This is a genomic window from Mycoavidus sp. SF9855 (genome assembly GCF_024582735.1).
In the GTDB taxonomy this organism is placed as follows: domain Bacteria; phylum Pseudomonadota; class Gammaproteobacteria; order Burkholderiales; family Burkholderiaceae; genus Mycoavidus.
The window spans coordinates 968,910-989,754 of record NZ_CP102085.1 but is presented as its reverse complement, the minus strand read 5'-3'; the positions used below and the strand labels follow the sequence as shown (position 1 = coordinate 989,754).

Genomic DNA, 20,845 nt, shown 5'->3' with positions numbered 1-20,845 from the left:
GGCCGCTTAAATCCCCCTGGGGTTACATGACCGTACAGCGACCTTTCTCATGTCGCGCCGCTTCTGCACGCTGTTGCGCCTCAGCCTCACTCTTAAACGGCCCTTGATACGGGCGGGTACGCGCCTCCACCGGTGATCCGAATCGATACCCGTAAACGTTAGGACGCGCCTGCCAGGACGGGAGATACACCGCTTGCCCCTCTTCCTGCGTCTCCACCTTGACGCCAGGCTGGGCGAAAAAGCCTTGGACACTCCAACGGCCCTTTAACGACCGCCCCGGCTCTCCCGCTTCGCGTTGTGTCAAGCGGGTATTCGCTTTGCCCGTCATCAGGGCGAGTACCACCCGTTCCTGAGAAGACAGCGTGAGCGTGTCGGCTCTTCCTGTTTTCAGGTAATCCATCACGCGGCGCGCACCATACGCGGCCAGCGTCTGAATATCTTTTGGTTCGTGCCAGTCTTGTCTTGAGAACACAGGCTGCCAGCAATGGGCCGCATAGTAGGCCATCTCCTCTATCTGCTGCTGGATGCGGATACACACTTGCAGACTTTTTGGCTGCTGCTCAGGCTCCTCGTAAAAGTCTGCAACACGCTGGGCGCCCGCCTGTTGATGACCGCGCTGCCAGTCGCTGAGTGTTTTCGTCAACCCCTGCACGATGACCGCCAGATCCACCGTGCCGGTGACCCCCGTCGTGGCGCTGACTTCGATTTTGGGCAGCACGCCGGAGAGCGCTTGGATCAACCCTTCTGCCACCGCGATTTTATCCATCGGCACCTTTTCCCCATACGCAAGTCGCAACTGCTGAATAATTAGATCCAGGAGCGCTTCTTTAAATTGATGGGCAAAGAGGCGGGTAGTCCGGTTCCCTGGCGCGGCCAAGTCAATACGCTGCGCCAAAGCGCGATACCAAACTTTCTCTTGCTCAAGCTGCAGCGCACTTTTTTCCGCCTTGGCTTTTTCGTGTGCTTCGAGCGCAGCGATTTTCTGCACAAGCGCGGCTTGCTGCGTCTCGAAGGTAGTTTTTGAATGATACTGCCACAACCAGTTATCGGCCTTGGCCTCTATGGCATCAATGTGGTCGCGTGAAAGAAGTTTCGATGGCGCACTGCCTGCTAGCAGCCCGGCTTCGCAATACGCGGCCAGGCTCGCTTGGGTCTCCCAGCTGGCTGTTTGGGCATCGATTAGGCGCGACGCGGCTTGCTGATGGTGTTGCAGCAGGTTTTTTTCTATTTTGAGACGCAAGGCTTCTGTCGTGGACTGATAAGCCTTTATTTGGAGGGGCAAAGCCTTATCAATGAAGAGCTTAGCCAGGGCCCCATACCCCGCCTCGTCAAACATCCGCGCTAGATTGAAGTAAGCACGGCCCTGCCTTTCTCGACGCTTGCCATCATAATGGAGAATCTGGCAGGTATGCGTGATACCTTTCTCAAAATCCCCCACAGCCAGATAGGCCTCGCCAAGGTAAATAGACAGCATCCCCAATGCCTGGTGCTGGTTGGCCGTTTTGTGTTTCAGGTAGATACGGTATGTCTCAGATAGAAGATCTATCGCCGCTTGATAGTTTCGTTGACCTTCCGGCTGAGCATCTTCCAATTCCTTCTGGATAATCCCCTGATCGACCAAAAGCTCTGCGCGCGTGCGCTCATCGAACACCGCCGGATGGCGGTCCATCCATTCCGTCAATTTTTGATACTCTTCGAGCGCATCGACTAAACGCCCCTGCTTGCGCAACGCCCGGGTGAGATTGCGCAGCGTATAGGCAATCGCTTCAGGATCCCCCTGCGGGCCCAAATTGACTTGAATAGCGTAACTCTTCTCAAAATCCTGAATCACCTCCACCGCAACCTGGCCGCGTGGCACCAGTTGAGAAGCGAAGGTGGCCGCTTGATACAGATATTCTTGCGCATACAGTTTGAGTAACTGGGTCTCTTCCTGCGTGATAGACGGGGCAGTAAAGTCCTCTGGCGCCCGTTCAAAGTGCGCGATCTGTTCCTCGGACAGCCCCTGCTTAAAGAAGTGCTGGGCCCTTTGAAGACAATCGTAGGCCAGCTGCAACTCACCGTGATACAGGTAGTAGAGTCTGGCCAAACTGCTGCTCAACATCAGCACTTGGCTCCGTAAGGACGGATTCTCAGACAAAGAGACCGTGGCACCGGTCTCAAAAAGAAGGGTATGCACCAGATCCGCATAGGGTTTTAATTCTTCTGGCTGGCTATTGCGACCCCTTATGCTTTCGTTATCCGTCAAATAACTGAAAACTTTAGACAGTCGCTGGATATTTTTTTCAAGCAGTGCGCGTTGTTCTGACGGATACCGTTTTTGCACCACGCTCAGAAAGGCCGTTTTAAGCTTAATAGTACGGGACTCTCGATCGATGTCCAGAATCGCCAGCTTCTGGTTGTTCAACATCTGAATGGCTTCTTTACCAAACTGCTGGGGGGCATTCACAAAAAAATCAAAGGGGATACGGTGGTCTCCCAGCCAGGATGCCTGCTTAACGAGACTCAATGCACGGGCCGTGATCGGGTTCGTCCCTGCTTCCGTTTCTAGTGGCTCTAGACTCGCCTTGGCGATCTTACTCAGTAAGTCACCTCGCACATCCTGGTGTTTCTCCGGTTGCGCCAAAAAGTCGGAAAAGTTCCTAAAACTCACCACATCGCCTTGGTAGTGTTGGCACAGCTCTTGAATGACTCCGGGATACCCTTGCGTCATCTGAATGACCTGCGCAAAATCACATGCCTCGAGCGGCTCGTTCGGCAGGCACTTCTGAACTAAATCCTTCGCTTGATCCGCAGTAAAAAGGCCAAGGGAAAGCGATTCGACTTCTCGTTCTAGGTTTTGGCTCAGCTTATCCGTCAAGGTCTGGGCCGTGGTATAGATCAGTTGGCCGGACCAAACGGACTTTCCGGAGGACGGTTTGAGCCAACTCAAAACAAGATCGACATTGCTTGGTGTTAACCCGTCCAAGATCAACAGCGAACGGGGATTTTCCCGCACATATTTCTCCACCTGCTGCATAGCCGCCTGCGGGCGTAGGTTCATATGACCGAGCGTTTGACTAATGGCTTGGATATCCGCATGGGCACAGCTCACACTGCTGCAGTCAATCCAGGCAACCAACTTGTAGGATGCGAAGAATGAATCAAGGCGCGGCTTAATCAGGCGCTGAACCAGCGTGGTTTTGCCCACACCAGACGGGCCGGTAACTTCAATCAGGGCGGTGGGCTGATTCTTCAGCAGTTCGAGTAATTCGGCCGACTGCGCTCTGGGAACGTAATGGTCTGGGCCAATTGGTCGAGGACCTAGGGAAAACCGGAGGCCTGACGCAGGCACCGCCGCGTCGGGATGGCCCAAGTCTTCTAAATTTTGCACCGCTTGGAGAGAGTTGTGGGTCGATATCGTGCTGGCTCTCTGGCTATTCGATACGTTTCCTGTTTGCTCCATTTCTTTCCCCTTGTGTCTTTGACTAAAAACTATCGTTCAGTGATCCGCTCAGTTGTTCTCGGTCAGAAATAACTGGGTTTAAACCATTGTGGGCCGACATCTGGTCCAAAGTTAACCTTTTCTATCTATGTGAACACCATAAATCAACACTACACTTAAATAGCTTAGGTAGACGTTTTTCCGTTTGCTAGAGAGTTACTTCACTCTAAAAAATTCTAAGCTCTGGCCAAGACACCAGTCATCCGGCTTTTTTCAAGCCGCTTAGGAATGTCATCGGTTGAATTTCGAGAGACAAAAATCGCCTCTCCTTGGAGGCTGTCGCAAAAGCTGCCCTCCAACTTCAAGTTGACAGCCATTTTAGGTTAGGAGGTGGGGAAATAGCCGGACCATAAAACTCAACGCTGTGCTGCGGTCTGAATAATAAAGTAGGGAGCGTTTGACGAAACGTGTAGAGTCGAAATGTGACACGTTGGCGTTAGGTCTTGCGTATCTGTATTCGCCCCTTTCGTTTGGCGGTGCCTTACTAGCCAAACCGTGACTACATTTCCACATCCCGCTCATCGAACCGGACGTGCGCTACTAACACATCCGGCTCTCGGACAGAACATCATGCCTTCGCCCATGGAAGGTTCTGTGCAAGTTTCGGCAAACGAATGAGTCCCAACTGCTGGTAGAAATACTCATCGGGGTAGCGCGCGACTCCCCCGCTGCGCTGCTTATGTTTCTTGCATAGCTACCGGCGGAGCCGGGTCGTGGTGTATTTGTCGAGAAATCGATATGCGGAAGTAACCGGGCCGAGACTGAAGTAGTTGGCCCATCCGCCTAGTTTCTGATTCAGACGCCTCACCATTTCCCCGGCATCTAGCCATGTCATATTTCGGCTTGTTTGGATACGTGGAGTTGACAAGCTATGTGCTCTACCAGCACTACCCTTGTCACGTCACCCAGCCGCTGCTATGCGAGCAACTGAGCGAATGGGGCATCGAGATCTCGGCGGGGCAGGTGAACACGCTGCTGCAAGAAGGCAAGGAGCGGTTTCATGCGGAAAAAGACGGGCTGTTATCGACCGGCTTGGCGCTCTCGGCGTATGTAACAGCCGATGACACCGGCACGCGGCATCAAGGCCGGAGCGGCTACCGGTAACCAGCATTTCGCGTGGTTCAAAAGCACGTCCACGAAGAGTCGAACCAATTTCTTGGAGTTGTTGCGTGCGGACCATGGCGATTACCAGATCAACGAAGACGCGCTCGCGTACATGAAAAAGCAGAGACTTTCGCAAGTGTTCCTGGACGCGCTGCGTCAACACGAGAGCACAAGCTTTGCTGATCAGGGGGCGTGGCAGCACCATCTGGATCGTTTAGATCTGAAAGCATACAAGCTTCCCATAACCGTTCCACTGCACCTCAAACCACAAATTGATTGGCGGCGCTAATAGACGGGTAATTAGTCGATCCTGAATAAATAGTTTTGCGTATTATTTGATCTAAAAGCACAAACCAACAGCCAATGTATGACGGAATAAAGCGAATAAAAGAAAGAGGTAAAAAAGCCGAAGCTTTCTGAGGATCATTCGTAAGTTATGTCCAGCGCCACAGAGCACAGCGTGCATGGCATCGCCTAATGCTCCTTTAAGCCAATTTCGACCGAGCTTCCCATCCGCTTTCATATGACCAATAGTGGGCTCGATGGCACTGCGTCGTTTGATTATCGCGCTTAGCGTACGGGTAATACCCCGACGCATGCCAGAGTGATAGATGCTTTCACCAGATGCTCTCGGCAACGCTCTAGCAGTCGCGAATCGGTTGGATGCGCTATCGCTTTCTCCATCACCGTGGTGTCAACGATTACTCTTTTTACGCTCGACGCTTTGATGACATCACTACGTTTGGCCGCTTCGATCGTCTCCGCTAATAGCTCTTCTACGCCCGCTTCACCAAGCCGATTACGCCAACGCGTTAGACTCGATGGATCAATCGGTGGTTCTATTTGCAGATACTCCTCCCCCGTGAATACCTGCCAGTATGGGTTTTCTAGCCATGACCGTACAACCTCTTCATCAGACAAGTAGAACGCATATTGCAAATACAACAACCCAGCTATGAGGCGGGGTGAGGTGGCAGGACGCCCTCTCGATGAGGTAAAGCTCTAGCTCATCGATACGCTTAATCCATCCCAATTGATCAAATTTCCTAGACGAACCAACTCATGTTTTAGATTGATCTGCTCTATTAACGGTTGTCTAAACAAATCTGCTTCACTCACTCGCGCCTTCGGTCCCATTCTTGCCTCATCACAAATTGCAGGATTTATTTTCTTAATGTGCCATTTTCTTGCAATTTATGCCACTCTATTTCGACGCAAAACCTTTACCACAAAAGAGCTTACGAATTATTCAGGACCTACTTATTAACTGATGATCTTGATGAAGATGCCGTGGATATAATTTCATTCATAATAAAACCCCATTTCTCGCGTTATTTTTAATAGGAAAATTATTAATAGTAAAAATAAAGAAAAATCCTCTAACTTAGCTACTTCCTTCTAAAATCACCTCCATCGCAAACGAAAAACGGTGCTCTAAAGAATCAAGTGCAACAGGTTTAACCAAATGAACTTTCTGTAATTTTTGAGCTAAACCATTTCAAATGCAAGTTGACTCGCTCGTTTTCAAGCGAAATTGAGATAAGTCGATCCAGAGCGGTTACCCGCTTGGACAGGTAGCGTGATTGCTGGAGCTACTGCTCCTTCTGTTGGCAATGACCGCGCTTCTCGCTCCTCAGTCTGGTGCGGCTCTCCCGTCGCACCGCGTTGTTTTAGTAGTTTTGTATTCCTCGCACTGAGTCCGATCACATCTTGAATGGACATCCCTGGTGTCGTTAATGTTGTTTGTGCTGAGGCCCAATGTAATGTCACGCAACATGCCCCATCATCTCGATGCACTTGCCAAATACGTACCACATTGTCAGAACTTCCCGTTGCCAGCCAGACTCCTTCAGCGTTCGCGCACCAAGTAACAGAATTGACGGCCCCATTAATACCCTGAATCACGGTTAAACATTGGCCCGAAGCAATCGACCATAACCGCACCGTATTGTCACTACTGCCTGAGGCCAGCGTTTGGCCATCGCTTGAAAGCGCAACGCATGTCACCCAGTCGGCATGTCCTTTGAACTCGTGCAACAGCTCTTGTTTAGCTATCGCCCACAGCCGCACTGTCTTGTCATAACTGCCCGAGGCCAGCGTTTGCCCATCGTTTGAGAACGCGACGCTCGTCACCCAGTTGGTATGCCCTTCGAACGTGCGCAACCGTATTCCATTGGCTATCGACCACAGCGTCACCATATTGTCCCGACCGCCCGAGGCCAGCGTTTGGCCATCGCTTGAGAACGCGACGCTTGTCACTGTCACTGAGCCTGTATGTCCTGTGAAGCTGTGCAACCGCCTTTTATCGGCTACCGACCCCAGCAGTACCTGACCGTCATAACTGACCGAGGCCAGCCTTTTGTCCTTGGGTGAGAGCGCGACGCTTGTCACTTTGTCAACATGTTCTTCGAACGTGCGCAACGGCTCTTTTTTGGCTACCGACCACAGCCGCACCGTATTGTCCCCACTGCCCGAGGCCAGCGTTTGCCCATCGTTTGAGAACGCGACGCTTGTCACCATATTGGTATGTCCTTCAAACGTGTGTACCTGTTTTCTCTCGGCGACCGACCACAGTCGCACCGTATTGTCATCACCACCCGATGCCAGCATTTGGCCATCGCTTGAGAACGCGATGCTTGCCACTGAGCGTGTATGTCCTTCGAAGCTGTGCAACAGTCTTTTCTCGGCTACCGACCACAGCCGTACCGTCCTGTCTCGACTGCCAGATGCCAGTGTTTGTCTGTTATTTGAGAACGCAATGCTTTCCACGATGTTGGTATGTCCTGCGAACGTATGCAACGGCTTTTTCTCTGCTACCGACCACAGCCGCACCGTCTTGTCCCGACTGCCCGAGGCCAGCGTTTGATCATCGCTTGAGAACGCAACGCTTGTCACCGCGTAGGTATGTCCTTCGAACGTGTGCAACGGCTCTTTCTGGGCTACCGACCACAACCTCACCGTCTTGTCCTCACTGCCCGAGGCCAGCATTTGGTCATCGCTTGAGAACGCGACGCTTTTCACCTGGTTGGTATGGCCTACGAACGTGTGCAACAGCTCTTTCTGGGCTACCGACCACAGCCACACCGTCTTGTCCTCACTGCCCAAAGCTAGCGTTTTTCCATCGCTTGAGAACGCGACACTATTCACCGAGCAGGTATTTCTTTTGAACGTGTGCAACAGCTCTTTCTGGGCTACCGACCACAGCTGCATTGTTCCGTCCGCACTGCCCGATGCTAGCGTTTGTCCATCTTTTGAGAACGCGACGCTTCTCACAAAGCCGATATGCCCGTCGAACGTGTGCAACGGCTTTTTCTCGGCTACCGACCACAGCCTCACCGTCTTATCATGACTGCCCGATGCCAGCACTTGGCCATCTCTTGAGAACGCAACGCTTGTCGCGAAGTCGGAATGTCCTTCGAACGTATGCACATGTGCAAACGTCTCGGCCTCATAAAGCGCAAGCTTTCCTGACTTCCCGCCTGCTGCGACCACTAGGTAGCGCCCATCGTGCGAATAGCAGCAAGCACCCACCGGTTCTTCCAGTTGCAAGCTCGGCAATTCCCCAAACTGCACCCCGTTCATGCGCGCCCCCTTTAAATCTGCATCGCGCAACCAGATGCCAGTTAAGTTCGTCTCACTGAGATCGGCACCTTGCAACTGCGCTGAATCAAATCCGCCATAGCTCAAATCTGCGTTAGGAATACGAATAGCCCGTAAATCCGCATCATTAAACTGTACCCCCGCTCTGACTAACACCGTGATCGCATTGGCTGCGCCTACCGTTACAAGAGCATTAGCGTTTTTAGAAGCTTCTATCCACGAACGAAGGTGCTCTTTAAATGAGGGTTGTGTCTTAGCTTGCTCAACCAGAAAATCAAGGATGACCGGTTCATTGACTAATGAAAGTTGATTGAATGCATTTTCTGGATGGGGATCCGTGGCCTCAAATTTAGGTGGACATATGGCACGCGCAACTAAATACTCTTGCATCGACTTATGCGGGAACTCGTAATGTTGTTTTTGTTTAATTTGGAATGGCGCATTAAAGCGTAGCAGTCGTGTCTTGGCTCCTTCCTCGAAAAATGCTTCGTACACGTCTGCGTATCGCTTCTTGAAATTTTTATCATCCTGAGCGATTGTCAACCCTGACTTAGTCAGGGTTAGTGCACAATTTTGTATATAGGTAAGACCTTGTGATATGAACCCACCTTCACGTTCAGCAAGTTCTCGCTTAGCGTTCTTCTCTTCGTCAGTTAAGGGAATTGCCCCCAAACGATCTCGCCAGTTTCCCCACCAATGCTGGAAGTATTGTTCGTAGACTACGCCCAACGTTAAATTCTTTGCAGTTTGATGATTTACCTCCAATTCAGGCAAAATCTGCAACAACATGCGCAACACCACTGGCCGCTCTAATTCCTTGCCAAGTGGCGTTAATTGATGAAAGGCTTGCTCGTATTGCGCTATGTTCCAGCGCGGATTGTTTTTTTCGACATAATGCTGAATGTAACGAGAGCGTTGTTCTGGCGAAAACGGCGCCACCGACACTTCCCACAATGCTTGCGGCGATGCCTTAGGGTGGAAGTACGTTTGATAATTCGCATCCAAGTATTCAGGGCGGCTTGTGATCACAAACTTAGCTTTTTCCCAGCGCCATAATTCGTTGAGCTCATAGAAATTACGATTGCGCTCTTTGATTTCATCGTATCCATCAAAAATAAAAATACAGCGCTGGTGCGAATGCACTCGTAACGCTTCAATTTGTGCTGGCGCAAAACCTTTGCTTTGTAAAAATTGTTGGATGACTTGCTTATTGGGATGTTCAATACTTCTGAGTTCAATAAAGAAAACCAATGACGGATCATTTGAGGTTTGAGAGAGATTCTGGTAATCCGTCAATTTTTTAAGCGCCAAATGCCGATTAAAGGTCGACTTCCCAGAGCCTGCAATCCCCTGTAATAAAAATACGTTTGCCTCTGAGACAAAGAATTTTTCTAATTCTGCGTCAAGATCGACTATCTCTTCGCCCTGCGGGCCTTTTTTGATACCTTGAAGAGGAACATACATGGATAAGACATCGCTCTCCCCCGTTCTTTTTAAGGTCTCTTGATAGGCTTGCTTAAATTGTTCAATATTTTTACCCAGTATCGCCAGCGGTTGGGAAGTCGCTTGTAGCGCTTGTCTCTGCGCTGCTTGAATTTCTTCCACGATTCGCGCCAATTGTTTAAGAAACGCTGTCTCTATTTTTCCGAAAATGCCCTCTACGACGTTGTCAAACTCCAGCGCACTTAAGGTCGAAGGTGTCTCCTTTAATTGTGCGATAAGCTTGCCATGCCCCTGCCAAAACTCGTCTAAAAACGTTTTTGCCTCATCATTACCCGCTAACAAGCGTTCAATCAGCTTAAACAGCACGCCATACCGGCTTTGATTGGGATACACCTCTCTTCCCGCTTGGGCTTGCTCTTCAAATCGGACAATATCCTCCATGCGAACTGTCGTCGATGAAATAAAGCGCGCCAGGCATTCTTCATAGCTTTGTGGGGTTAACGAAATCGGAATAATGCCATGTTCATTTGAGTGCACTTTGGCACGGATTTGCAAAAATGCGATTTCCGTCAGCACATGATGAAAGCCTGACTGATAAGGATCTTCTTGGGAAAATTTCCTGACAACCTCACGGATGGCTGCAGTACTCCGTTGCTCAAGGTCTTGACGGTAAGCTGCACGAAGCGCCTGATAAAAATTTTTATAATGCGACCAAGTTAGATAATTTCCCAATACCTCTGAGCAGCACACCGCCACTTTATCGACTGGCTCTATTCCCTCTCTTAACTTAGCTGGCAACAAACAGAGTTGGCTAGTCAAGATATCTTCGAGCCTGCCATCTTTCTCTTCTTCTACAGAACTCGAATACGTTGGCCCCAACGGCGTTTGATCTGCATACAGGCGAGCGCGGATGGTGGACAGCTTTTCGATTAAGTATTTGGAAATATCCGCTTTGGCTTCTCCACAAGCCGGATTGTTATGGGCATACACCAGAAATAAGCTGGGTTTATTCGGGGTCTCCAACGAGGCAAGTATCGAAAGCGCCTTTTCAAATAGACGATCTACCAGCGCACCTTTTTCCTGAATAGCGGCAACCGCCGGTAGTCTCTGTGCTGGCAAAGCCGGCTGAACCCAATTAGGCAGCGGCACAGAAGGTGGCTCTTCAATTTCTGTGCTTTCTTCCTGCTGCCCTAGAAATTGTCTGTACTTAAACTCAATATCATCGAGCAACGCTTTGCCTTCAGTATGATCCGGCTCTAATTTGCAGGCTTTTTTTCCATATGTTTGCGCTTGCTGATAGACCTCTTTCGCATCAACACGACAACCTAATCTCTCTAGCAGGCCAGCATAATCCCGATTAATTCGGGCAAGTGTCCGGCTTACATCGGCTTTAGTTGAATTGATACGGCAGTACGCTAGATCCGCCTCCTTCAGCGCTTGCATATAACTTGCTTGTGCTTGCGTCAGATTACCTTGCCTCTGATAATCAAGCGCGTCTTGGTGATAATCATGAGCAGAAATTAAAGTGACTCTAATGCTACCAGTTGAGCTGCCTATCCCATCCATCTCTCTTCCCCAACTGCGTTATTCAATCAGGCCAACTCTCAGCATCTTCGAATTTCTATTCGAGCAATGATTCTGGAGAGTAATTTCACAGATTTAGACTAAACCATTTCAAATATCAACACCACACTCAAATAGCTTAGATGAACGCTTTTCCGTTTGCTAGAGTGTTCCTTCACTCAAGCGTTGGTCGCATAGCACGATTTACCCGGGTTTTTTTAAGTCATTCGACAGGCCATCGGCTGAATTCTGAGCTGCAAAAAAACGTCCCCCTTGTCTGATAATCCCGATTATCAACCTTGCATTTGCTTTGTAAAATACGAGATTTTTAATTTACATTCACTCGTGTTTTTAGCCCTCAAACTGCTCGTTATGGCCCACGAACCTCTCAAAGTCGGATGACCATATACCGCCAAAGATTACGCCGCATTGCGCGGTTTCGTGCAACGCTCACCGGCAGCGTTGCTCGTCCGCACCTAACGATCCGGTGACCGCACCCCCACGGCACTCGAAGGGGGTGTGCCTGCTTTAAACTACCTGCTGCGATTGATGCTGCAAATGATAAAGCTGCGCATAGCGTCCGTTTTGCTGCAACAGTTCAGCATGACGACCCTGCTCGACAATCTGGCCGGCTTCAAGCACCAGAATCCGGTCGGCCCGTTCGATCGTCGCCAGCCGATGTGCAATCACCAGCGTTGTACGGCCTCGCATCAAGACCTCTAAAGCGGCTTGGACATGACGCTCGGACTCTGCATCCAAGGCGGAGGTTGCCTCGTCAAGAATGAGAATCGGCGCATCTTTATAAATTGCCCGTGCAATCGCCAGCCGCTGGCGCTGTCCGCCCGATAGTCGCATGCCATTGCCCCCAATTGAGGTATCCATGCCGTCAGGCAGCTCTGCCATAAGCTCAGTTAAATGAGCTGCGGCGAGTGCGTGCTGAACACGCACGCGATCAATCGTTTGCCCATAAGCAACATTGGCCGCGATCGAATCGTTAAACAGCACCACCTCTTGACTGACAAAGGCAAGCTGACTGCGCACATCGGTTAGCCGATACTCGGTAAGCGGCACATCGTCGATTAAAATCCGGCCAGCACTAGGGTCGAAAAACCTCGGCAGCAGGTTGATCAGGGTGGTTTTGCCACTCCCCGATTGACCCACTAAGGCGCACACTTCGCCAGGCGCCACCGTAAATGAAAGGTCGCGCAACGTAGGCGCATTGGCTTGCCCATAACTAAAGCACACCTGTTGGAATTCAACCTTACCCTGCGCGCGCAGCAAAGCGCGTCCGCCTCCCGCGGGTTCAAGGGGTTCGTCAATCAGCCCAAAAATCAACTCCGCTGCAGTCACTCCCCGTTGCAACGGCTGGTTAATATCAATCAGATGTTTGAGTGGCGAGATAATCAACAGCATGGCCGTCACAAACGCCACAAATCCGCCGATCGTAGTTTGATCGGTGGTCGACTGCATCACCGCAATCACCAGTACAGCGGCCAATGCAATTGAAGCCAAAAACTGTGTCAGCGGTTGCGCGAGCGCACCGGAAACGGTCATACGCATCGCATAACCGCGCAGGCGCGTGCTCATCGCCGCAAAACGCTTCATTTCGTAAGGCTCGCCATGATGAACTTTGACCACCTTATAGCCCCCTACGGTTTCTTCAACAATATAAGAAAGCTCATTGGTTAAGCGCTGATGCTCGCGGTTTAAGCGCCGTAAGCGCACATTAATTTTGCCGACGAGCCAGCCGATGATGGGTAGAATCACCGCCACAATTAAGGTCAGTTGCCAATTTAAATAAAACAGATAGGCCAGCAGAAAAAGCACCGCTAATGAATCTCGCACCAATGTAATCAATACACCTGTCAGTATATTTAGCACTTGGTTCACTTCAAAAACTACCGCATTAATGATGGCGCTGGCGGTCTCGCGCTGGAAAAAAAACGCACTCGCATGCAACATGCGCTGAAACATATGTAAACGCAAATCGAGCAACACGCGATTAGAGACCCACGACAGCAGATAATTAGAGGCATATTGCGCCGCGCCGCGCACTAAAGCCAAGCCAATCACCGCTAACGGCACCAGCCATTTAAGCCGCGAGGCTTGCTCTTTAGCGCCAAAGCCTTTATCTAATAAAGGCTTAAGCAAAGCGGGAATACCCGCCTCGCTGGCTGCCACAATAGCCATTGAAATGATCGCCAACAACATGATCCAGCGATGCGCTTTCAGATAACTCCAAATACGCGTTAGGATGACAGTAACAGTGGAAGGTTGATTCATAAATGATGAGATACGCTATAATTTTTGGTCAAGCTCAAAACGGAATACCTCTATTATGCCTGGCACCAAGCTTTCTGTTTCATATCCGCTAGCGGCAGCGCAGTCGTTTGCGCTGATTGCGTTATGGTGCGTGCCTATTTCGACTGCGTTGACCAATATCGCACTGGGTCTTTTCGCTATCGCGGTGTTGCTGGCGCCAGAGTTATGGCGTAATTGGCGAAACGCCTTTTCTCATCCCGTGAGTATCGCTACGTTTGCTCTTATATTCGCACTCATCATCAGTGTGCTATACAGTGCTGCGCCGTTCGACGAAAGCATAAAATGGTTAATGAAATACCGCAAACTACTTTTTATTCCACTCTTGATTGCGGCCTTTCAAGACCGGCCGCTAGCCAATGTCGCGCGCCTTGGTTTATGTATCAGTCTCAGTTTTGTCTTACTGCTCTCTACCAGCAACTATCTTGGACTGACCGCCATTGGCCCACTCTATAATGCGAATGATCCCATTACCTATGCCTGGGTATTTAAAAATCATATTACGGCAGGACTTTTTTCAGCGCTGCTCTTTAGCTTAGCGTTGGATATAGCTGAAACAGCATCGTCTGCACGCGCGAAAGGATTCTATTATTTACTCTCGCTGCTAGCACTGGTTAACGTGTTAGTCATGTTGCAAGGCCGCACCGGCCAAGTGGTTATTATCATGCTGGCCATTTACCAAATCGTGCGTAAATTGAGACTGCTCAACTTCCGCCATGATCGTCGCCGGGCCGCGGCTCAAGCTGTGTTTTTGGCTCTTTTAATCGCGGCGGCCAGCGCTTCGCTTTATTTTAAGAGTGCTCGACTCGCGGATACCGGCTCTGAAATCAGTGCCTACCAGCAACTCAACCAGCCTAATGCAACCGGCTTGCGCCTTGAGTGGTACCGTAAAAGCCTGGAGTTGGTTACCCAGCGTCCGTTTTTTGGCTACGGTGCCATGGGGGTGCATGAAGCATTCAAGCAATTGACTGATGGCTATAGTGGCGCCCGTGGCGCAGTTACGGCTAATCCGCACAATCAATATCTTTTGTTTGCGGTCGAGTTGGGCCTAGTTGGTTTAGGGCTTTTTATGTATTTGCTGGTGCAAATTGCACGGGCGGCAGCCCGTCTTCCTATGCAAAGCCGCCAACTGCTGAGCAATTGGCTATTCATCTTTACCATGGGGTGCTTAGTGAATTCTTTATTACTTGATATTTCAGAAGGCTATATGTTTGTTCTCTTAACAGGGATACTGATTGGCTGCGCTCATCGGCCCAACACCCGCACTATAATCAACTTATGAAGCGCGCGACCCTGAGTGTCATTATAGTTGCCATGAATGAGGCACACGATATTGGCGACTGCCTTGAGTCGGTGCGGCATTGGGCTGACGAAATCATTGTGTTTGATTCAGGCAGCACAGATGGAACGCCTGCGCTTTGCCGGGAACTTGGCGCACGCGTCTTTGAAACCGATTGGCCCGGCGATGGACCTCAGAAAAATCGCGCACTGGCGCAAGCTCGCAGCGACTGGGTCCTGTGTCTTGATGCGGATGAACGCGCGACCCCCGAATTGCGCGCAGAAATTGACTCTATACTGATCAACGGCACCCCTCATGCCGGTTTTTCAACGCCACGCCGATCAAGCTTTTGTGGCCGCTTTATGAAGCATTCAGGCTGGTGGCCAGACCGCATCCAGCGCCTATTTAAGCGAGACAGCGCGCGTTTTACTGACGTGGCCGTTCATCCCAGCTTGATCATTGACGGCACCCTCGGCAAATTTAATTCGCCGATTATTCACTTTTCAATTCCGGATATAAAAGAAGCCCTCGATAAAATGAATGCCTATTCAAGCGCCGGAGCGCAAATTCTTTTCGAGCGTGGCAAACAGGCCTCACTCAGTCAAGCAATCGGGCATGGCTTATGGGCCTTCATCCGCACTTACCTGATCCAGCTGGGCTTTCTTGATGGTAAAGAAGGCTTTATCTTGGCCATCGCTAATGCAGAAGGCACATATTACCGCTATCTCAAGCTGATGCTAATGCATCGGCCAAACAGCAAAAATGGCGCACGCTAACTTTCTGATCTCGGTTATTGTTTCAACCTATAACCGGCCAGATGCGCTAGCGTTAGTGCTTGCACAGTGCCTAGCCCAAACTGACACGAATTATGAGGTGATTGTCGCTGACGATGGTTCTGGTGAGTCAACCCGGACTGTGATTGAATCTGCGGCAAACCATACGGATCTTACAGTGAGTCATGTTTGGCAACCTGACCAGGGGTTTCGGGCCGCGGCCATTCGCAATCAAGGCATTGCCCAGGCCCGCGGTGAATACTTAATCTTTCTCGATGGCGATTGCGTGCCGCAAGGTGATTTTATTGCTCGTCACCGAGCGCTTGCCGAAACAGGATGGACAGTTACCGGCAGCCGTATTTTATTGAACCAAGCGCTCACCTCAGACCTTCTGACGCAACGCTTATCGCTAACGCACGCCAATCTGCGTTTTTGGGTCCGCCAGCGCTGTGCACAGCGCAGCAACAAGCTTTTGCCTTTATTGATAAAGTTACCCGACTTCGCACAACGCCGCGTCAATGGCTTCAAATGGCGAGGCATTAAAAGCTGCAACCTTGCGGCATGGGCCGTTAATGTGCATGCAATCAATGGCTTTGATGAAGCGTTTAGCGGTTGGGGTCATGAGGACGCCGACTTTGTCGCGCGGCTATACAACGCCGGCGTGCGCCGCAAAAAAGGCTTTTATGCCACTGAAGTATTGCATCTATGGCATCAAGAGCAGCCGCGGGACAATGCAAGTCTGAACTATAAACGCGTGCTTGAAGTCTTGCAGAGCAAACGTACATGGGCTAGACACGGGTTGGATCAGGCCTTGATAAAGCAGGAACCCGCCGAAACGACTCCATTCGGCTCATGCCGAGTTGAGCGCAGTAAGAGTCGCCAGCCTTCTTTAGGCCGGTAAGAATGCAAGATACGCTACTTTCCAAAGAGCGTCTTGATCCGCTCCCTCACTTCCTCGTGATGAAACGTCTTTTCGTGCATCATTACTTCTTTCTCGATGACGGCAGGCAAGCGGTGTCGAAGATCCTCCACCAGGTGATTTTTTAATATTACGAGGGAGTGGCGTGGCTTTTCTGCGAGTTGCCTGGCAAGCTCATAGGCATACGGCAGCACTTCGGCTCTTGGCAAAACTGGGAATGAAATGCCTCGCTGGGCGAGTTCGGCGCCTCGGTAATTTTTGGCGGTCATCAGCATTTCCTGCGCCAAAGGCAGCCCGAGCTTTTCCCGCAGGATGAGCGTAGAGCCGAAACCGGGCGTAAAACCGTATTTCATGAAATTGGCCGTATACACGCTTTCGTTGCCAAGAATGACAAAGTCGGCAAATAGACCGAGCGCGAAGCCGCCACCAATACCATGTCCTTGCATGGCAGAAATGACCGGAATCTCACAACTCAAAGGCAGAGTGTAAATCGGTGCATCGGTGAATTTTCCCTGACCTCTGGATAAATTCAGGAGCATCTCCTGGGTGCCGCCGGCGCAAAAATAAGTGTCATATCCGGTGAGAATCACGACCTTGCATGTCGGATCGGACCCGATGTCCCGAAATACATCGATCAGACCAGTAACAATGCCGTCCGAAAACGTATTCTTATGCTCCCGATCTGCCAGCGTAACTTGCACAATGGAAGGTTCAATGGTGCTGCGATGAACGACGGATGTAGCCATATTAGGAGGACTCCCATGGAAAAATGCCTTGTTCGACGTAGCGCACAATGTTGTCAATATTGCGCGGGTCGGAAAACACCTCTTTGTTCGCGGCCAACGCTAACTGCCGATCTACCACTAAGGAACCACTGAGCGAACTGGCAAAGCGCTTGTAGCGGGCCACCGCAGTTTTATTCAAGCGTTTAAGGCGCGATAGGTGGCGGCGCAGCAGAATATCGCTATTGGGCTCATGCGCATCGACCAAGCCCCAAGCAACTGCCTGAGACACGCTGATAGGGTGGGTCATTAACGTCATGTAGTGGGCTTTCTGCCAACCCACACGACGGCTCAAAAACGGCAACACGCACGCAGGCATTAAGCCGAACAGCAATTCAGATAAACTAAATACAGCGCTGTCATCAGCGATCACAATATCGCTAGCTGCGACAAAACCCACACCGCCGGCGTTGGCCTTGCCGCGCACATGAGAAATCACCACATAGGGCCCGGTAGTGAGCCGTTGCCATAGGTCATACAGGGGCTCAGGGCCGCCGCTGGCGAAAGCCGCTGCTGAGTGACCGTTACCCTGGGTCTGCGCTGCCCGTATAGCCGTGAAATCGGCGCCGAAACAGAAGGTTTCCGGAAGTCCTTCGATAACCAGTACGGTGGCGCTCTCTTCACAGCGATCGAGCACGTCCGAGCATTCAGCGAGCAATTGGTCGTTAATCGTATTCTGTGCGTCAGGACGGTACAGTTGCAAAAAGCAGATGGGGTCCTGAAAACGCACACGTATGGTTTGGTAGGATGGCGCCGTCATGATGCCCACTCGTAGACGCGGTGGAACGCTTTAATCTCCCGCAGTTTCAGATATTTTTTACCGGTTTGGGCAAGCTTGGCGCCAGGAAAAATATCCTCATCGAGGCAGATATTGCGGGTACCGAACCGAAGCTGGCTATTGCCGCTCAGCAAATAGTCGTATTCTTCCATCGATAACGCGTAACGCTGGTCGAGTTGCTGGCCGATCTTGAGTTGCTGCAGGGCGATTTGCCCTTCTTTGCGTACGATACCGCTTAAGAATTCGGAACAGCAACCCGAACCGTAGGAAAAATAACCGATCCGCGCGGGGTTCTGAAAATTGCCATGGTCGATCGTACTCGCCAGCGCCAATAAAACACCACCGCCCATGATGTTGCCAACCCGTCGGCAATAGATCAGTCCAGGCAGCACGCGTTGCTCAAAGTCCGCTTCGATCTCAGCCGGTTTAGCGCCCGTTATCTTGCGCATCATCGTGCGATGAGCACCTTTTACCATACCGCCAAACGGCGTATGAAAGGATAAATATTGAAACGAACGCGCGTAATCTACATCAGGAACTCTTTTTTTATATTCGAGAAAAGCATTTTCGCAGCAATCCAGATACGAAAGCAGCGACAGATCCGCGTCGCCTACCTCCATGTCTGGGGCTGGGCGGCAGGTGTCCATGACTTCGTAGCCGTAATAGCCATTGGCGCCCACGTCGATTTGGAAAATGTGGGGCCGCTCGCTGACCAGAAAAGCGACCGCACCAGCACCAGAGCTTGGCTCGGCGAAGGCAAGCTCTGCCTGCAGCTCATCAGCGCCATCGGCGAGCATAAAGCGCGCAATGTCGGTTGCGATCACCAGCGCTTTGGCGCCAGGTGAGACCTGCGACAGAATGAAATTCACCGCCATTTGCAGGCCAGCGGTGCCGGAATAGCAGGCTTGTTTGATTTCAAACAGGCGGCAGTTCCGGTTCAGTCCAAGATAATGATGAAGATAAGTGCTGAGGGATTTACCAAAATCGATACCGGACTCGGTGCAGGTGATCAGCATTTCAATCCGATCTTTCTCAGCTGCGGACAGCGCATCGACGATCGGCCTAGCGGCATTCGCGCCAAACGTCACCGGGTCTTCATAGGGCAGAGCCAGCGCTTTTTGATCCATCAGCAGATTCTGAAAACGGGCGGTGTCCAGTTTCCGATGTTGCGCGAGTTGGCTGACATCTAGGTAGGTCGTGCCGCCAAATACGTTCATCGCTTCTATGCCAACCGACATCATGGGGTCGTTCTCCAAGTAATGAGTAAGTAATTAGTTATATCTGCGCAAACACAAGGCGGTATTGATACCGCCAAATCCCATACTGAGGGTTAGCGCGGTATCGATAAAGTGCGCGACACTGTGCTGACGAACCCAGTTCAGTGAGGCGTCGATCGGATCGTCCAGGTTTCTCGTGGGATGCAAACGGCCAGCCTGCATTTGGAGCAAAGTTGCAACCACCTCGACTGTGCCTGCTGCGCTCAGGCCGTGGCCGATGATGGATTTAGTGGTGTTGAGATAAGCGTGAGACAGTTGGCAGGCATGAATGGCTTGCAATTCAGTCTCATCCCCGAGCGGAGATCCTGTGCCATGCGGATTAATATAATCGATGCTCTCAGGGGTGCATGCGGCGCGATGCAACGCCGTTTGCATGGCCTTCACTTCACCGTCGACCGACGGATTGGGGTTTTGCTGCGCATCCATCACGAGCCCCCAGCCCGACAGCCAGGCATACGGTTTTACCACACGCTGCTGGGCCGCTGTGGCAGCCTCGACCACCACGACCCCGCAACATTCACCGTAAATAAAGCCATCGCGGTTGCGATCAAATGGCCGACATGCCAGCGCAGGCTCTTGCGCATAGCGGTCCGAGCCCATCGCACCGAGATTGCGTAAACCCCGACATTCCCAGAAGGACACATCCATCAGTGCACCTAAGGCGATACACGTATCAACTTGGCCAGTTTGCACCGCCTGCATAGCCTGGATGATCGCTAACTGGCCGCTCGCCGATGCGCCGCCCACCGTGTAGGCAAGCCCACGGATACCAAACTGCTCGGTACAGAAGCCACAGAGATCGGTATCCATGAAAGATACGCCGTAGGTCGGACTTAGAAATTCCGAACGCGTGGCGTAAGCATCGTGAGCCAGCACTAAATCACGCTGTTGGATGTTCGATCCGCCAACGATAAGGCCGATGCGGGCTGGATCAACTTCATTCAGGCGTGCATCATGCCATGCTTCATGCAGGGTGGACAATGCGACTTGAGTCGAGAACGAAGCGCGTCGAAGCGGCTGGCGCGCAATCTCATCGGGAATCTGCAAAGACGCAATTTCGGCTCCCAGGAAGGCCGAATCTCGCTGGCGGCCAGGACGCTGCATCACGCCGAAAGAAGATTGTGAGCCCAGCAAAGCACGGATAAAATTGCCTTGGCCTTGGCCGATCGCCGAAGTCACCCCGACGCCCGTTATAACTGGCTCAAGCTTCGACGAGTTTCGCATGTAGCAGGTCCGCCAATTCTCCGATGTTGTTAGGCCCGAAGGTTTCTACGCGGGGGATCTTTAGGGATAACGAATCCAGCACCAGCATCACAATCTCAGCGCGATCCACCGAATTGGCGCCCAGATCGTGCAACTGGTCACTGTGCTGAAATGGATGCTGCTCGAGACCCGGCAACACCTCTTGCGTGTGACGGATAATCAACTGAAATATTTCTTCTTGATTCATTATTTTCTCCCTTGAATAGCTGTAGACCAATCATTTTGATTACATCAAAAAAATAAACCTTCACTACCGGCAGTAGC

14 protein-coding genes and 1 pseudogene are annotated in these 20,845 nt (G+C 51.2%); 5 read left to right on the top strand and 10 right to left on the bottom strand.

The features are described from left to right. Positions 1–22: 22 nt before the first annotated feature. Together NQD60_RS04025 and NQD60_RS04020 are read right to left on the bottom strand one after the other, a co-directional pair. Positions 23–3,442, bottom strand: a complete 3,420-nt coding sequence (locus NQD60_RS04025; protein WP_257101160.1) for an NACHT domain-containing protein — start codon at positions 3,440–3,442, stop codon at positions 23–25. 733 nt (positions 3,443–4,175) lie between these two features. Then, entirely contained in the window at positions 4,176–4,292 is a 117-nt protein-coding gene (locus NQD60_RS04020) for a group II intron maturase-specific domain-containing protein (RefSeq protein WP_257101263.1), read from the bottom strand. A gap of 17 nt (positions 4,293–4,309) precedes the next feature. On the opposite strand from NQD60_RS04020, the gene NQD60_RS04015 reads away from it, so the two are divergent. Both NQD60_RS04015 and NQD60_RS04010 read left to right on the top strand, forming a co-directional pair. Further along, positions 4,310–4,585, top strand: coding sequence for a hypothetical protein (locus NQD60_RS04015; RefSeq protein WP_257101159.1), 276 nt, complete (start codon positions 4,310–4,312; stop codon positions 4,583–4,585). Beyond that, a complete protein-coding gene (locus NQD60_RS04010; RefSeq protein WP_257101158.1) occupies positions 4,542–4,874 on the top strand; it encodes a hypothetical protein in 333 nt (110 codons plus the stop codon). The genes NQD60_RS04015 and NQD60_RS04010 overlap by 44 nt, the downstream gene beginning before the upstream one ends. A gap of 51 nt (positions 4,875–4,925) precedes the next feature. Here NQD60_RS04010 and NQD60_RS04005 read toward each other — a convergent pair. The 3 genes and pseudogenes from NQD60_RS04005 to msbA form a co-directional block, all read right to left on the bottom strand. Continuing rightward, positions 4,926–5,722, bottom strand: a pseudogene (locus NQD60_RS04005) (transposase). A 387-nt stretch (positions 5,723–6,109) separates the two neighbouring features. Further along, the gene (locus NQD60_RS04000) at positions 6,110–11,194 is read right to left on the bottom strand and encodes an NACHT domain-containing protein (protein ID WP_257101157.1); all 5,085 of its coding nucleotides are present in this window, start codon (positions 11,192–11,194) and stop codon (positions 6,110–6,112) included. A gap of 525 nt (positions 11,195–11,719) precedes the next feature. Next, on the bottom strand, positions 11,720–13,474 hold the full coding sequence (msbA, locus tag NQD60_RS03995; RefSeq protein ID WP_257101156.1) for a lipid A export permease/ATP-binding protein MsbA: 1,755 nt from the start codon (positions 13,472–13,474) through the stop codon (positions 11,720–11,722). Between the two features lie 55 nt (positions 13,475–13,529). Here msbA and NQD60_RS03990 point away from each other — a divergent pair, with 55 nt between their 5' ends. Genes NQD60_RS03990 through NQD60_RS03980 form a run of 3 tightly spaced genes read left to right on the top strand, consistent with a single transcriptional unit; the run spans position 13,530 to position 16,463 of the window. After that, a complete protein-coding gene (locus NQD60_RS03990) occupies positions 13,530–14,792 on the top strand; it encodes an O-antigen ligase (RefSeq protein WP_257101155.1) in 1,263 nt (420 codons plus the stop codon). Then, entirely contained in the window at positions 14,789–15,565 is a 777-nt protein-coding gene (locus NQD60_RS03985; RefSeq protein ID WP_257101154.1) for a glycosyltransferase family 2 protein, read from the top strand. The genes NQD60_RS03990 and NQD60_RS03985 overlap by 4 nt, the downstream gene beginning before the upstream one ends. After that, complete coding sequence (locus NQD60_RS03980) at positions 15,552–16,463, top strand: glycosyltransferase family 2 protein (RefSeq protein WP_257101153.1); 912 nt, start codon at positions 15,552–15,554, stop codon at positions 16,461–16,463. Before NQD60_RS03985 ends, NQD60_RS03980 begins: the two co-directional genes overlap by 14 nt. A 14-nt stretch (positions 16,464–16,477) precedes the next feature. Here the strand turns inward: NQD60_RS03980 and NQD60_RS03975 are convergent, their stop codons facing one another. From NQD60_RS03975 to NQD60_RS03955, 5 genes are read right to left on the bottom strand one after another with little or no spacing between them, the layout of a single operon-like run. Continuing rightward, the gene (locus NQD60_RS03975; protein ID WP_257101152.1) at positions 16,478–17,227 is read right to left on the bottom strand and encodes a polyketide synthase; all 750 of its coding nucleotides are present in this window, start codon (positions 17,225–17,227) and stop codon (positions 16,478–16,480) included. 1 nt (position 17,228) lies between these two features. Next, positions 17,229–18,026 (bottom strand): enoyl-CoA hydratase/isomerase, encoded by a 798-nt coding sequence (locus NQD60_RS03970; RefSeq protein ID WP_257101262.1) that lies wholly within the window; start codon positions 18,024–18,026, stop codon positions 17,229–17,231. Further along, positions 18,020–19,282, bottom strand: coding sequence for a hydroxymethylglutaryl-CoA synthase family protein (locus tag NQD60_RS03965; RefSeq protein ID WP_257101151.1), 1,263 nt, complete (start codon positions 19,280–19,282; stop codon positions 18,020–18,022). The genes NQD60_RS03970 and NQD60_RS03965 overlap by 7 nt, the downstream gene beginning before the upstream one ends. 30 nt (positions 19,283–19,312) lie before the next feature. After that, positions 19,313–20,542 carry a beta-ketoacyl synthase N-terminal-like domain-containing protein gene (locus tag NQD60_RS03960; RefSeq protein ID WP_257101150.1) on the bottom strand — a complete coding sequence of 410 codons (1,230 nt, stop codon included), beginning with the start codon at positions 20,540–20,542 and terminating at the stop codon, positions 19,313–19,315. After that, the gene (locus NQD60_RS03955; RefSeq protein ID WP_223694478.1) at positions 20,520–20,768 is read right to left on the bottom strand and encodes an acyl carrier protein; all 249 of its coding nucleotides are present in this window, start codon (positions 20,766–20,768) and stop codon (positions 20,520–20,522) included. Before NQD60_RS03955 ends, NQD60_RS03960 begins: the two co-directional genes overlap by 23 nt. Positions 20,769–20,845 lie beyond the last annotated feature (77 nt).